Raw genomic sequence first — 14322 nt, forward strand, 5'->3', positions numbered from 1 at the left:
CAAGCCGTAATGGCACCGCAAGACAGAGGCTATCGAAGTCATTCAGAGGCGGTCGGCGTCATTCAGAGGCGGGTAGAGAAAAAAGCAGCAGGCCCGAGGGCCTGCTGTAGAGAACGGTCACTGTCAAAAGTAACCTGCCGGGAGAGAGGTCAGTAAAGGACTACAGGGTTTCGATGGTCCGACGCTGTGCCAGCAGCGTATCGCGATTGGCGCATGCCTCCTCAAGCTTGGCGCGTTCCTTGTCGACCACGGCGGCCGGTGCCTTGCTCATGAAGCTTTCGTTGCCGAGCTTTTTCTCGACACCATCCATCAGCTTCTGTTGCTTTTCGATGTCGCGATCGATGCGCGCAAGTTCAGCGTCACGATCAATATGCCCGGCCATCGGGACATGGACTTCCATGGCGCCGACACGCTGAACGCTGGAAGCAGGCACATCCTCAAAAGCAACAAAGTGCACGCTTTCCAGTCGTGCCAGCTTGCTCAAAAACAGTGCATTGTCCTTGAGGCGCTGGCGGTCGCTATCGTCGCCATGGGTCAAAAGGACTTCCAGCGGTTTGCCCGGCGCGATATTGAGTTCGGCGCGAATATTGCGGATGGCGACGATGACGGCCTTGACCCATTCAATATCGGCAATGGCGGCTTCATCGATACGGGATTCATCAGCTAACGGCCAGGGCTGAACCATGATCGAGCTGCCCAGACGGTTGATATCCACGCCGGCCAGCAGCGATACCTTCTGCCAGATTTCTTCGGTGATAAACGGCATCATCGGATGGGCCAGGCGCAAAATGGTTTCAAGTACGCGTACCAGCGTGCGACGCGTACCGCGCTGCGCCTCGGGTGTGGCTTCGGTGTCCCACAGCACCGGCTTGGAAAGTTCCAGATACCAGTCGCAGTACTCGTTCCAGACAAAGTCGTAAAGGGCCTGGGAGGCGTGGTCGAACCGGTATTCATCCAGTGCTTTCGTGACCTGGGTCTCGACCTGCTGAAGACGGGAAACGATCCAGCGGTCTGCCAGCGACAGCGCGACCTCGCCGTCAGGGCCGCAATCCTGACCCTCGGTATTCATCAGCACATAGCGTGCGGCGTTCCATAGCTTGTTGCAGAAGTTGCGATACCCTTCCAGACGACCACCATCGAACTTGACGTCACGCCCGGTGCTGGCCAGAGACAAGAAGGTGTAGCGCAGGGCGTCGGTGCCGTTGGACTCAATACCCTCGGGAAACTCGGCTTTTGTGGCTTTAGCGATCGCCTTCGCCTTTTGCGGCTGCATCATGGCGCCGGTTCGCTTTTCCAGCAGCGTGTCCAGGTCGATGCCGTCGATCAGGTCGATCGGGTCGAGCACGTTGCCCTTGGACTTGGACATTTTCTGGCCCTGACTGTCACGTACCAGTCCGTGCACATAGACCGTCTTGAACGGGACTTGACCTGTGAACTTGAGCGTCATCATGATCATCCGGGCGACCCAGAAGAAGATGATGTCAAAACCGGTCACCAGCGTGCTGGTCGGGTGGAAGGTCTCGAGTTCCGGAGTTTTTTCGGGCCAGCCCAGCGTGCCGAAGGTCCAGAGACCGGAGCTGAACCAGGTGTCCAGTACGTCATTGTCCTGAATCAGGATCGTCTCGGGGGAGAGGGCATATTTTTCACGCGCCTCTTCTTCACTGCGGGCGACATAGAACTTCCCGGTCTCGTCATACCAGGCTGGAATGCGATGGCCCCACCAGAGCTGGCGGGAAATACACCAGTCCTGCAGATCGCGCATCCACGAGAAGTACATGTTTTCGTAGCTTTTGGGCACGAAACGGATATCGCCGTTTTCCACTGCCTCGATGGCAGGCTTTGCCAGCGTTTCAACCGCCACGAACCACTGGTCGGTCAGCAGCGGCTCGATGACATCACCTGAGCGGTCGCCATAGGGCAGGGTGTTGGTGATGGTCTCGACCTTCTCCAGCAGTCCTTGCGCGTCCATGTCGGCAACGATTTTCTCGCGCGCCTCAAAGCGGCTCAGGCCCTGATAGGCCTTGGGCAGGGTCGTGTCGATGTCATCACGCGCGCTGCCGTCCATATTGAAGACTTCGGCGGCGTCACGAATGCAGGCCTCCTGAGTGAAGACGTTGATCAGCGCGCTGTCATGACGCCGGCCCACGCCGTAGTCATTGAAGTCATGGGCGGGCGTGATCTTCACACAGCCCGAGCCCTTGTCCATGTCGGCGTGTTCATCGGCAATCACCGGAATCCGCCGGCCCACCAGTGGCAGGGTAATGAACTTGCCGATCAGCGAGGCGTAGCGCTCGTCATCAGGGTTGACCGCCACGCAGGTATCACCCAGAAGCGTCTCGGGACGGGTGGTGGCGACCACCAGATGGTCCAGTCCGGCTTCGGTGGTGACACCATCGGCCAGCGGATAGCGGAAATGCCAGAACTGGCCCTGCTGGTCGCGGTTTTCCACTTCCAGATCCGAGATGGCCGTACCCAGCGTCGGGTCCCAGTTGACCAGCCGCTTGCCACGATAGATCAGGCCTTCGTCATGCAAGCGCACAAAGGCTTCGCGCACCGCGTTGGAAAAGCCCTCATCCATGGTGAAACGCTCGCGGCTCCAGTCAACGCTGGTGCCCATGCGTCTGAGCTGGCGGGTGATGTGGCCGCCGGATTCGTTTTTCCACTCCCACACCTTGTCGATGAACGCCTCACGACCCAGATCGTGGCGCGACTGACCGGTCTCGTGCTGCAGCTTGCGTTCGACCAGCATCTGGGTCGCGATGCCGGCGTGGTCGGTGCCGATCTGCCACAGGGTATTGTGACCCTTCATGCGCTGATAGCGGATCAGGGTGTCCATCAGCGTGTCCTGGAAGGCATGCCCCATGTGCAGACTGCCGGTCACATTGGGCGGCGGAATCATGATGGTATAGGGCGAGCCCTGACCTGTGGGAGCAAAATAGCCCTTGGATTCCCAGTGCTGATACCAGGCGCGTTCGATCGATTCAGGCTGATAGGTTTTTTCCATGGACCGGCTCGGTTTGAAGCTGTGAAGTACTCGCAAAATGCACGTGTGTGCTCGAGTCTGCGAAAAATGGCGCCAATTATAGCGCTGTCGAGGGGGACACGTCATGGCATGACGTGGTTAAAGAATTGTTGAACAAGGCCGATAGAGCGCCGACGGTTAATACCAAAGTCTAAGTTCATGTGAAGCGTTGGAAGCGCCCGGTGAGATAGCCCTCCTTTTTTGGCAGATATTCAAGCGAGTATGTAGACATGCAGGTAACAGGGACATCAGGTTCAGGTCTTTTCTCGGGGCTTCGAAAGCCCGCGGGCGTCTCGCGCGCCGATCACGGCCTTGAAGGACAGGCAGCGGGCAGCGAGGGCATGACCCTGCGTCGTCAGATGATGGCAGGCATCGCCATCATGTGGCTGATTCTGGTGGGCATGCTCATGGTCAATGCCTGGCAAAGCCGGGGCGTCATGTACGCTGAACGTGAGGCACGACTGACCAGTGCCGTGGACATGGCGGAGAACCTCGTAAAGCACTATCAGGGCCGGGTCGAACGCGGCGAGCTGTCAGAAAGTGCCGCACGTCAGCAGGCGTTCAGTGAACTCCGCGACCTGCGCTTTGATGGGGGCGACAACTATGTCTACGTGGTCAACGGCAACCTGCAGATCATGGCCCATCCCAAAAGGCCTTATGGGCAGGATGTCTCGGCGGTAACCGACCCGACCGGTCGTCTGCTGTTTCAGGACCTGGTCAGTGAAGGTCGTGCTCATGGTCAGGGCTTTACCGAATACCGCTCCAACTTTGCGCGTGGCTCTGAGTCCAAACCCCGCGTCAAAGCCTTTGTTTCAAGATATGAGCCCTGGGATATCTATCTGGCCAGCGGCGTGTTCATGGGCGACGTCAACGCCACCGTGCTGGATAACCTCATGGCGTCGGGGCTGGTCGTGCTGGCGGCCGGCGCCCTGCTGACTGCCATGTTCTGGTGGGGCATGCAGCGTGTGCTGCGCCGGCTGGGCGGAGAGCCTGCCTATGCGGCCGGTGTGGTCAGACAGATTGCCGACGGCGATCTGACCGCGCCCGTGACGCTGCGCCAGGGTGACCGGACCAGTCTGCTGGCCAACATCAAGAGCATGCGTGATGCGCTGGCGGACTCGGTTCGCGTCATTCAGACCACCAGTCTGTCGGTGGATCAGGGGGCCGGCGAGATCGCCTCGGGCAATCAGGAGCTTTCCTCGCGCACCGAGCAGCAGGCCGCTGCGCTTGAAGAGACCTCCTCAAGCATGGAGCAGATGACCGCCAGCGTGCGACAGAGTGCCGACAGTGCCGATCAGGCCCGACATCTCGCCCAGCAGGCACGTGATACCTCGCGGGAAGGCCAGCAGGCCATTGATGAGGCCGTAAAGTCCATGGCCGCCATTACCGAGGGCTCCACGAAAATTGCCGATATTGTCTCGCTGATCGACAGTATCGCCTTCCAGACCAACCTGCTGGCGCTGAATGCCTCGGTCGAGGCCGCCCGTGCCGGAGAAGAAGGGCGCGGCTTTGCAGTGGTCGCCGGTGAAGTGCGCCAGCTGGCCAATCGCTCGGCCTCGGCGGCTCAGGACATCAAGACCCTGATCGATTCGTCCGGGCGGCAGGTGGGTGATGGGGCTCAGCGCGTGCAGGCGGCGAGCGAGCGCATGGGCGATGTTGATGCGCGCATTCAACGCATGAATGATCTGCTGGGTGAAATTGCCGCCGGTGCCCGTGAACAGAGCAGCGGTATCGAACAGATCAGCCAGGCGGTCAGCCAGATGGATCAATCCACTCAGCACAACGCTGCTTTGGTGGAGCAGACCGCGGCGGCGGCCGGGGAGCTTGAAGGGCGCGCACAGGAGCTTCGCGAGGTGACGCGTCGTTTCAGGGTGGCGCCGTAGCACTGAGCCTGCGTGATCGACGCATCCGGCATCCGGCATCCCGCACACGAGCCCGCGCTTTCAAAAAAGAAATTGAAAGAAAGCGGTCATTAAAAGGCCGTCATTGAAAGGAGGGTTTTTTAAAAACAGCGCTTAACAAAAAGGGGGGCCGGCAGTTGCCGGTCCCCCTTTTTAATTCAGACGTTACCCGCCGTGCCTCAGCTGTTGATGTGGTGCGCCTTCACTTCATAACCGCGGCTTTTGTAGGTCTGCCAGCATTCGCGCTTGGCGCTGAGCACTTCCTGATGCTGGTTGATGATTTCGGCCACGCGCTCAAAGCGGGAAAACCACGACGGAATCGCAGCGTTCAGGTTCAATAGCGCCTCGATGCCAGGCTCCGGAGGGGCTTCCCAGCCCAGCGTCACCGGGGCCGGCGGCAGGCTCTGCTCGCCCATGAGCACGTGCGGGACAAAGGCGTCCTGGCGAAAGACCCACAGCCGCTCATCAAATTCACGTGCCATGGCGTCATCTTCCAGGTGCACGTGCAGCCGATAGCCCTTGCGATAGATGGTCTCGGCCAGCCGACAGGCGAAGTCGAATCTGGCCTCCAGCGTCGTGGCCGAGAGCACATAGAAATCGATGCGGGTCATGCTCAGACGCCGCCGTCGATGTCCAGGCGTGCACCGGTGGTAAATGACGCCTCGTCACTGGCCAGCCACAGGATGCCGCTGGCGATCTCAATGGCATTGCCGGCACGGCCCATGGGGATGCTCTTGCTCGACTGTTCCGGCTTGTCGGGTCTGCCGCCGCTGGCATGGATCTCGGTATTGATCACGCCCGGACGCACGCCGTTGACCCGGATACCCTCACCGGCCAGCTCCTTGGCAAGGCCTTCGGTAAAGGTGTCGATGGCGCCCTTGGAGGCGGCGTAGTCGACATATTCACTTGAGCCACCGCGATGGGCTGCTGCCGAGGAAATATTGACGATGGCGCCGCCCTTGCCGCCATGGCGGGTCGACATGCGCTTGATGGCCTCGCGTGCGCACATGAACGGACCGGTCACGTTGACCCGCATCATGCGGTCCACGCGCTCAAAACTCATCTCGTCCACACGCGCAACCTGATCGACGATGCCGGCATTGTTGACCAGCACGTCCACCGGGCCGAGTTCACGGTCGACGGTTTCAAAAAGCGCCACGATATCGGCTTCCACGGCCATGTCGGCCTGTACGGCCAGCGCTCGACCACCGGCTGCCGTAATCTCGTTGACGACCTGGTCGGCGGCCTCACGATTGCTGACGTAGTTGACAGCGACCTGATAGCCGCGAGTGGCGGCCAGGCGGGCGGTGGCGGCACCGATGCCGCGGCTGCCGCCGGTCACGATCATGACTTTGCTCATTGAATTTCTCCTGTAGGCGTAGGGCAGGCATTCACGTAATAACGCCGCCCTCAGGCGGCGTTATTTCAGGCTCAGGCCAGACGTGTCAGCCAGCCATGACGGTCCTCGACGCGACCGTACTGAATATCTAGTAGCTGCTTGCGGATCGATTTGCCGACCTCGCCACCGCTGCCATCGCTGCAGCTCAGACGGTCATTGTCGCTGACCAGCTCGCCGATGGGCGTGATGACCGCGGCGGTGCCGCAGGCGAACACTTCGGTGATCTCACCGGAGTGCACGCCCTCGCGCCATTCCTCGATACTGATGCCACGCTCTTCGGGCTTGAGCCCGGCATCGGCGGCCAGCTGCAGGACCGAGTCACGCGTGACACCTTCAAGGATCGTGCCGGTCAGGGCCGGGGTTACGATGCGCCCGTCCTTGAACACGAAAAACAGGTTCATGCCGCCCAGCTCTTCGACCCACTTGCTCTCGACAGCGTCCAGAAACGCCACCTGGTCACAGCCGTGGGTTTCTGCTTCCTTTTGCGCCGCCAGCGAGGCGGCGTAGTTACCGCCGCACTTGGCAAAACCGGTACCGCCGGGCGCGGCGCGGTTGTAATTGGAAGACAGCCAGATCGAGACCGGCTTGACGCCACCCTTGAAGTAGGCCGCCGCCGGTGAGGCGATAACGTAGTAGTCGACCTCTTTTGAGGGACGCACGCCAAGAAACTTCTCGCTGGCGATCATGAACGGGCGCAGGTAAAGACTGGATTCCTCGGCCTCGCTGGCAGGCGTGGGCACCCAGTCAACGTCCTGGCTGACGAGCGCCTTCAGCGAGCCGATAAAGGTCTCGGCGTCCAGCTCCGGCAGGGCCAGTCGGCGCGCCGAGGCCTGAAAGCGTGCCGCGTTTTTCTCCGGCCGGAAGGTCCAGACGGACCCATCAGCGTGGCGGTAGGCCTTGACCCCTTCAAAGATTTCCTGGGCGTAGTGCAGCACCGAGGCGGCGGGGTCCAGCGACAGCGGCCCGTAAGGGCGCACTTCACCGGCATTCCAGCCTTCGGCATGGGTCCAGCGCACATGGGCCATGTGATCGGTAAAGTAGCGACCAAACCCCGGGTTGCTCAGGATCTCGTCACGCTGACCGGCGTCGGTGGGCGTGGTGGTGGGGCGAAGCTCAAAGCCTTGAGAGGAAGACACGATTCGGATTCTCCGTGAGTACGGTAGCCAGGCGAGAAGTACACATCGCTGTCGATCATCGGCAACGGCGTATCCGATAACGCTGGTCCGACAGATGATTAAAGGGCACGTCAGAAACAGATTGCCAAGAATGACACAGGCGCCCTGCGCCAATAAAGCCCGCCGCATGGCGACGGGCGCAGGGCACCTGGGTCAGGCGCTGCGATCACGATCAGTGAGGCGCGCGCGACAGCAGGTATTCACTTAAAAGGCCGACCGGTCGGCCGGTGCCGCCTTTCTTGCCATCCCAGGCCGTACCGGCCACGTCCAGATGTGCCCAGGGATAGCTTTTGGCAAAGCGGGACAAAAAGCAGGCCGCCGTGATGGTGCCGGCCGGCCGACCACCGATATTGGCCATGTCGGCGTATTCGGAGTCGAGCTGGCTCTGGTACTCCTCCCACAGCGGTAGCTGCCAGGCGCGGTCCCATGCGATGTTGCCCGCCTCCAGAAGCTGCTGCGCCAGAGCGTCGTTATTGGACAGCAGTGCCGAGGTCTGGTGACCCAGCGCGACAATGCAGGCGCCGGTCAGGGTGGCGATATCCACTACCGAGGCAGGCTGATAGCGTTCGGCATAGGTCAGCGCGTCGCACAGTACCAGTCGGCCTTCGGCGTCGGTGTTGAGCACCTCGACGGTCAGACCCTTGAGGGTGGTAATGATGTCGCCGGGTTTCAACGCGCTGGCGTCCGGCATGTTCTCGGCCGAGGCAATGATGGCAACCACGTTGATGTTCGGCTTTAAAGCGGTGATGGCCTTCATGGTACCCATGACGCTGGCGGCGCCACCCATGTCGAACTTCATCTCGTCCATGTTGGCCCCGCCCTTGAGCGAGATACCGCCGCTGTCAAAGGTGATGCCCTTGCCGACCAGTACGTGGGGGGCTTCCTCGGGGTCGTCGGCGCCCTTGTATTCCATGACGATCAAACGCGAGGGCTCGGTGCTGCCCTGGCCCACGGCCAGAATGGCGCCGGCGCCCATGGCTTCCAGTGCCTTCTCGTCATGAATGGTGACCTTGAGACCTCCCTCCGCACCAAGCTTTTCGGCCTCGTCGGCCAGATAGCGCGGGGTGCAGACATTGCCCGGCAGGTTGCCCAGTTCCCGGGCCAGATTGATCCCGGCGCCAATGCCGGCACCGATCCGGGCGCCGGCCTCGGCACCAGCGGCCTCGTTGGCATCACTGACCATCAGCGACAGGCGAGTCAGGGCGATCGGCGGGCGCTTTTTCGATTTAAAGCGGTCAAAGCGATAAGTGGCACGCAGGGTGGCCTCGGCAATCATGCGCGCTTTCCAGACCACATCATGCGGCCCGTTTTCCCGATCCAGCATGGCAATGGCGGCATTTTCGACCGGCAGGGCCAGCAGCACGCCGAAGGCGGCATCGAGTACCTTTCGAAAGGCGCCTTCGTTGAATTCACCGGTTTCCCCGCAGCCCACCAGCAGCAGACGGGCAGTGTTCAGGCCGGGCGCGAAGGGCACCAGCTGGGTGTTGGCAGTGGCAGGGTCAAAATCGCCCCGTTCCATCAGCTGTGTGATCAGGCGCTCGCTGGCGTCATCCAGACGCTCGCTGGCCGGGGGCAAATCACCGTCCTTGAACACCGGCACAATAATGCAGTCGGTTTCGGAGCGGGCCGGGTTGGCGGTGAGCACGGGAAATTCCATGGTGTCTCCCCAAGACAATGCGGTGGGTATTGGTGATAATGACTGTTTTGAACAGACACGTTGTCGAGTACGGTAAACGTATGGTCGACGCGTTGAACAGGTGGGTCCGAACAGGCCTTCAGTGTACGCAAACCCCTGCACCATTGCATGGTCGGGAGTTACCTTGCGATAGGTGCATCGGAAACGATCGCTCGATATTGATGTATGAGGGAGTCTGCGCTTGATCGTTTTTCGCTACTTGATTCGTGAAATATTGACCACGATGAGTGCCGTGACCGGCATTTTGCTGCTGGTCATCATGGGCAATCGCTTTATTCGCTACTTCAGTGATGTTGCGGAGGGCGACTTTCCGGCCAGCCTTCTGGGCAGCCTGATGCTGTTTCATCTGCCCAGTTTCCTTCAGCTGATTCTGCCGCTGGCCTTCTTTCTGGGCATCCTGCTCGCCTACGGGCAGCTCTATCTCAACAGTGAAATGACGGTTCTGGCAGCCTGTGGCGTCAGCCCCGCACGCATTCTGGGCGCGTCATGCTGGCCGGCACTGTTGATGGCCTGTGTGGTGGGCGCCTGTAGTCTGTGGCTGACGCCGGCCGGACTGACCCAGAATGAAAAAACGCTGACCGAGCAGCGGGAGAAGGCCGATTTCAGTGCGCTGACGCCCGGGCGCTTTCAAAAGCTCGGGGATCGCACCATTTATGCCGAGCGTGTCGAGCAGGGCAGCAGCCGGATGGAAAACGTCTTTATTGCCGAGCAGACCCGCAACGAGCAGGGCCAGCGGGTGGATGTGCTGACCCAGGGCAAGAGTGGTTATCAGACCACCGACCCGGACAACGACAGCCGTTTTCTGGTGCTTTCCGACGGTACCCGAGAGAGTGTCAGGCCGGGCAGCCGGGTGGCCGAGCAGCTGGTGTTCGACACCTATGCTGCCCGGCTTGAAAACGGCACCGCCCAGATGGACGTGGATGATGTCGAGCTTCAGCCCACCTGGCGCCTTCTCGGGGATGACAGCAACAAGGCGCGCGCCGCCCTTCAATGGCGGATTTCGCTGGCTCTGATGGTGCCGATTCTGACCATGATTGCCCTGCCACTGTCGCGTGCCAATCCACGCCAGGGGCGCTTTGCCAAGATGATGCCGGCCATCATCCTGTATGTGGCCTACATGAGTCTGCTGCTGGCGGCGCAGGACGCCGTGGGCAGCGGCAGTCTCCCGACCAGCATTGGGCTCTGGCCCATTCACGCCGTCTTTGCCCTGATCGGGGCCTGGCTTTTGTATCGAAGCAGCCAGTATGGAGGGGCGCGCTGATGTTCAACCGGCTTGATCGCTACATCGCGCGCAATGTCCTCATGGGCATGCTGATCGTGCACCTCATTATTCTCGGTCTCGACTTCACCATCAGCTTTATCAACGACCTGGGGGATACCGAAGGCAACTACGGCACCCTGCAGGTATTGATGTATGGCGTGATTCGTCTGCCCTGGCGCTTTTACCAGTATGCGCCCGTAAGCGTTCTGATCGGCTCGCTGGTGGGGCTTGGCGCCATGGCCTCCAGCAATGAGCTGACCGTCATGCGTTCGGCCGGCTTTTCCCTTTGGCGTATTCTGATCGGGGTCATGAAGCCTCTGCTGATCGTGGTGCTGCTGGTCATGGCGGTGGGCGAATTTGCCGCCCCGCGTACCGAGATGTTTGGTCAGGCATGGCGTACCGAACTTCAGGAAGGCAGTGCGGTGTCACGCAGTGGCGGGTGGCAGCGCGAGGGGGACAGCTTTTACCGCTTTGGCTCCATTCGTGCAGACAATACGCTGCTGGATGTCAATCGCTTCCGCTATGACGATGGTCGGCTGGTGGAGGCCACTCATGCCTCGCGAGCCGTGCTTGATGGAGAGGACTGGACGCTGGAAGATGTGGACCGGACCCTGATCCAACAGGACAGCACAAGCTCGGAGCATCTTGACCGGCTGGCATGGGATACCTCGCTTGACCCCGAGCTGCTGCGACTGATCATCACCGACCGCGACAGCCAGTCGATCGGGGATCTCTGGCGTTACGGAAGCTATCTCAACGAGCAGGGCATCAGTGCCAATGATACGTGGCTCTATTTCTGGCAGAAGGTGCTGCTGCCGCTGACGCTGGCCTCGCTGGTCATCATTGCAGCCTCGTTCATCTTTGGCCCGCTGAGAAGCGTCGCGGCAGGGTCGCGGGTGTTCTACGGCACGGTGGTCGGGCTGGTGTTCAAGTATGTGCAGGACCTGCTTGGCCCGGCTGCAACCATCTTCGGGTTCTCGCCGATCTGGGCCATTGTGGTACCCATGGGCGCATGTTTCGCTCTCGGGTTCTGGCTGTTGCGCCGCGCCGGCTGACCCACCTGATGCATTCCCGCCTTTGACCTGCGCCCTGAAGTGATGACTTCGGGGCGTTTTTACAGGTCACTTTCGTTGGCGCTGAAGACGCTTTCGGCCCCTGCCTGTTGGACCAATATCCGTTTGTTGTGCTGTCCCGGCAGTGCCAGAGTAGAAGGTGCCGAGAGGTTCTTTCATCGACCGCTACCCTGATTCTCTGGAGGTGGACAATGCAGTACGCCAGACCCGGCAGTTCGGATGCCCTCGTACGTTTTCGCGAGCAGTACGACAACTTCATTGGCGGTGAGTGGTGCGCGCCGGCCGATGGCCGCTATATGGATAACGTGACGCCGGTCACCGGTGACGTGTTCTGCCGGGTGCCGCGCTCCGGCCCGGAAGACATCGATCGCGCCGTGAAGGCCGCTCAGAAGGCCGCGCCCGGCTGGGCGGCCACGGCGCCTGCAGAGCGCGCCGGCATCCTGCTCAAAATCGCCGACCGCATCGAGGACAACCTCGAGATGCTGGCCGTGGCGGAAACCTGGGACAACGGCAAGCCAATCCGGGAGTGTCTGGCGGCCGATATTCCGCTGCTGGCGGATCACTTTCGCTACTTTGCCGGCTGTATCCGGGCGCAGGAGGGCGGCATCAGTGAGATCGACAGCCAGACGGTGGCCTATCACTATCACGAACCCTATGGCGTCGTCGGTCAGATCATTCCCTGGAACTTTCCCCTGCTGATGGCCGGCTGGAAACTGGCGCCGGCGCTGGTGGCCGGCAACTGCTGCGTACTCAAGCCTGCCGAGCAGACCCCGGCCTCCATCTGCGTACTGCTGGAGCTGATCCAGGATCTGCTGCCGCCGGGCATTTTGAACGTGGTGCAGGGTATCGGGGAAGAGGCCGGCGAGGCGCTGGCCACCCATCCGGGGATCCAGAAGATTGCCTTTACCGGCTCCACGCCCGTGGGCAGCCACATCATGTCGCGGGCTGCCGAGCGCATTATTCCGGCCACGCTGGAACTCGGTGGCAAGTCGCCCAACATCTACTTCGAGGATGTGCTCGATCACGGCGACGCCTATATCGACAAGTGCGTCGAAGGTCTGATGATGACCTTTCTCAACCAAGGCGAGGTCTGCACCTGTCCGTCCCGCGCGCTGATTCATGAGTCGGTGTACGACACGCTGATGGCGCGAGCCGTAGAGCGGGCCAAACGATTGAAGTCGGGCAATCCGCTGGATACCGAGACCGAAATGGGGGCTCAGGTCTCCAAAGAGCAGTTTGACAAGATTCTCTCCTATATGCAGATCGGCCGTGATGAAGGCGCCGAGCTGTTGCTGGGCGGTGAGCGGGCCTCGGTCGATCAGGACTATGCCAACGGTTTCTATGTGCAGCCCACGATCTTCAAGGGCCGCAATGACATGCGCATCTTTCAGGAGGAAATTTTTGGACCGACGCTGTCCGTGACCACCTTCAGGACCGAGGAAGAGGCGCTGGCCATCGCCAATGACACCGAGTTCGGGCTGGGTGCAGGGCTCTGGACGCGAGACATGAACCGTGCCTATCGCATGGGCCGTGCCATTCAGGCCGGCCGGGTGTGGACCAACTGCTATCACCAGTATCCGGCACATGCCGCGTTCGGGGGCTACAAGAAATCCGGTATCGGCCGTGAAACCCATCTGGCCATGCTGGGGAGCTATCAGCAGCTCAAGTGTCAGCTGATCTCCTACAGCGATGGCCCGGTCGGATTCTACTGAAGTCGACCTTCGGGTATCAGAGAGCGACTTCGGTCGCTCTTTTTTTATGCCGCCATCACCTTTGAGGTTGACGCGAATGAAAATGTTTCGCATATTGCGCCAATGCAATCTCTTATGAGAATCATTTGTATTCTCTTGTGGCGGGGGTCTCCATGTTTGTATGCATGTGCAAGAAGGTCACGGACGGACAGTTGAAGCAGGCAGTGGCGCTGGGTGCCTCGAGCTGGGAAGACGTTTCCCGCATGACCCGGTGTTCCACCCAGTGCGGCAAATGCACCTGTCTGGCACAGGAAATCGTCGATGAAGCCCTTCTCGAGCGACATGTCTCACAGCACATCCCGGCTCGCTACTTTGAAGAGCTTGCCTACGCTGCACGCTAAGGGCAGTGCCTGCCTGAAAGGGATTGGTTTTTAACTGCTAACCGTTTGAATTGTCTTATGATAATGGCTCGCATTGAGCCTTTTTTTACGTCTTTGTGGTCGAAATTCACGTGCGTTTGGAGGATACTGCCACCACAGGCGGACGCAGGATTCGGCGACCGCCATGACCACTGATGGCGGAGAAGCACATGAAAGGCGATCCTCAGGTTATCGAGCACCTCAATAAAATCCTTGGCAACGAGCTCATTGCCATCAACCAGTACTTCCTGCATGCCCGCATGTATCGCAACTGGGGCCTGCACGGTCTGGGCGATTGGGAATACAAGGAATCCATTGAAGAGATGCAGCACGCCGATATTCTGATCGAGCGCATTCTGTTTCTCGACGGCCTGCCCAATCTGCAGGATCTGGGCAAGCTGCACATTGGCGAGCACGTTCAGGAAATGCTGGAATGCGATCTGCGCATCGAGCACGACGGTCGTGATGACCTGATCAAGGCCATTCGCCACTGCGAATCCGTCGCCGATTATCCGAGCAGCGAAATGCTCAAGAAGATCCTGGCCGAAGAAGAAGAGCACATCGATATTATCGAAACCGAGCTTCACCTGCTTGAGCAGGTCGGTCTGGAAAATTACAAGCAGCGCCAGATGCGTCCGGCCAACGAGCGTGAAGAGGGCGAAACGGCGACCTGATCCGGTCGCTG

Annotated in this window: 11 protein-coding genes; 6 read left to right on the forward strand and 5 right to left on the reverse strand. The window is 60.2% G+C overall.

The window, feature by feature from the left end:
* Positions 1–160 precede the first annotated feature (160 nt).
* Positions 161–3004, reverse strand: a complete 2844-nt coding sequence (locus KSP9073_RS16800; RefSeq protein ID WP_108844137.1) for a valine--tRNA ligase — start codon at positions 3002–3004, stop codon at positions 161–163.
* Between the two features lie 248 nt (positions 3005–3252).
* On the opposite strand from KSP9073_RS16800, the gene KSP9073_RS16805 reads away from it, so the two are divergent.
* Positions 3253–4905: a methyl-accepting chemotaxis protein gene (locus tag KSP9073_RS16805; protein ID WP_243409277.1), complete on the forward strand. Its 1653-nt coding sequence runs from the start codon at positions 3253–3255 to the stop codon at positions 4903–4905.
* Positions 4906–5102: 197 nt separating this feature from the next.
* On the opposite strand, the gene KSP9073_RS16810 is transcribed toward KSP9073_RS16805, so the two are convergent.
* From KSP9073_RS16810 to KSP9073_RS16825, 4 genes are all read right to left on the reverse strand, one after another.
* Positions 5103–5534, reverse strand: a complete 432-nt coding sequence (locus KSP9073_RS16810; RefSeq protein WP_108844138.1) for a DNA polymerase III subunit chi — start codon at positions 5532–5534, stop codon at positions 5103–5105.
* Positions 5535–5536: 2 nt separating this feature from the next.
* Complete coding sequence (locus KSP9073_RS16815) at positions 5537–6283, reverse strand: glucose 1-dehydrogenase (protein WP_108844139.1); 747 nt, start codon at positions 6281–6283, stop codon at positions 5537–5539.
* Positions 6284–6354: 71 nt separating this feature from the next.
* A complete protein-coding gene (locus KSP9073_RS16820; protein ID WP_243409278.1) occupies positions 6355–7458 on the reverse strand; it encodes a branched-chain amino acid aminotransferase in 1104 nt (367 codons plus the stop codon).
* A gap of 211 nt (positions 7459–7669) precedes the next feature.
* Complete coding sequence (locus KSP9073_RS16825) at positions 7670–9154, reverse strand: leucyl aminopeptidase (protein ID WP_108844140.1); 1485 nt, start codon at positions 9152–9154, stop codon at positions 7670–7672.
* A 220-nt stretch (positions 9155–9374) separates the two neighbouring features.
* On the opposite strand from KSP9073_RS16825, the gene lptF reads away from it, so the two are divergent.
* The 5 genes from lptF to bfr all read left to right on the forward strand — a co-directional run bounded on the left by lptF (position 9375) and on the right by bfr (position 14311).
* Entirely contained in the window at positions 9375–10454 is a 1080-nt protein-coding gene (gene lptF, locus KSP9073_RS16830) for an LPS export ABC transporter permease LptF (protein WP_108844141.1), read from the forward strand.
* Positions 10451–11509, forward strand: a complete 1059-nt coding sequence (lptG, locus tag KSP9073_RS16835; RefSeq protein ID WP_439330970.1) for an LPS export ABC transporter permease LptG — start codon at positions 10451–10453, stop codon at positions 11507–11509. Before lptF ends, lptG begins: the two co-directional genes overlap by 4 nt.
* Before the next feature lie 209 nt (positions 11510–11718).
* Positions 11719–13239, forward strand: a complete 1521-nt coding sequence (gene exaC, locus KSP9073_RS16840; RefSeq protein ID WP_108844143.1) for an acetaldehyde dehydrogenase ExaC — start codon at positions 11719–11721, stop codon at positions 13237–13239.
* A 152-nt stretch (positions 13240–13391) separates the two neighbouring features.
* Positions 13392–13619, forward strand: a complete 228-nt coding sequence (locus KSP9073_RS16845) for a (2Fe-2S)-binding protein (RefSeq protein ID WP_108844144.1) — start codon at positions 13392–13394, stop codon at positions 13617–13619.
* A gap of 188 nt (positions 13620–13807) precedes the next feature.
* Positions 13808–14311, forward strand: coding sequence for a bacterioferritin (bfr, locus tag KSP9073_RS16850; RefSeq protein WP_108844194.1), 504 nt, complete (start codon positions 13808–13810; stop codon positions 14309–14311).
* Positions 14312–14322: the final 11 nt, after the last annotated feature.

Source organism: Kushneria phyllosphaerae (assembly GCF_900312995.1).
Classification (GTDB): domain Bacteria; phylum Pseudomonadota; class Gammaproteobacteria; order Pseudomonadales; family Halomonadaceae; genus Kushneria; species Kushneria phyllosphaerae.

What these genes read in the sequence shown, in the direction of transcription:
- exaC (WP_108844143.1), top strand. Translation starts at nt 11,719, where the DNA reads ATGCAGTACGCCAGACCCGGCAGTTCGGATGCCCTCGTACGTTTTCGC.
- bfr (WP_108844194.1), top strand. Translation starts at nt 13,808, where the DNA reads ATGAAAGGCGATCCTCAGGTTATCGAGCACCTCAATAAAATCCTTGGC.
- KSP9073_RS16845 (WP_108844144.1), top strand. Translation starts at nt 13,392, where the DNA reads ATGTTTGTATGCATGTGCAAGAAGGTCACGGACGGACAGTTGAAGCAG.
- KSP9073_RS16810 (WP_108844138.1), bottom strand. Translation starts at nt 5,534, where the DNA reads ATGACCCGCATCGATTTCTATGTGCTCTCGGCCACGACGCTGGAGGCC.
- KSP9073_RS16805 (WP_243409277.1), top strand. Translation starts at nt 3,253, where the DNA reads ATGCAGGTAACAGGGACATCAGGTTCAGGTCTTTTCTCGGGGCTTCGA.
- KSP9073_RS16800 (WP_108844137.1), bottom strand. Translation starts at nt 3,004, where the DNA reads ATGGAAAAAACCTATCAGCCTGAATCGATCGAACGCGCCTGGTATCAG.
- KSP9073_RS16825 (WP_108844140.1), bottom strand. Translation starts at nt 9,154, where the DNA reads ATGGAATTTCCCGTGCTCACCGCCAACCCGGCCCGCTCCGAAACCGAC.
- KSP9073_RS16815 (WP_108844139.1), bottom strand. Translation starts at nt 6,283, where the DNA reads ATGAGCAAAGTCATGATCGTGACCGGCGGCAGCCGCGGCATCGGTGCC.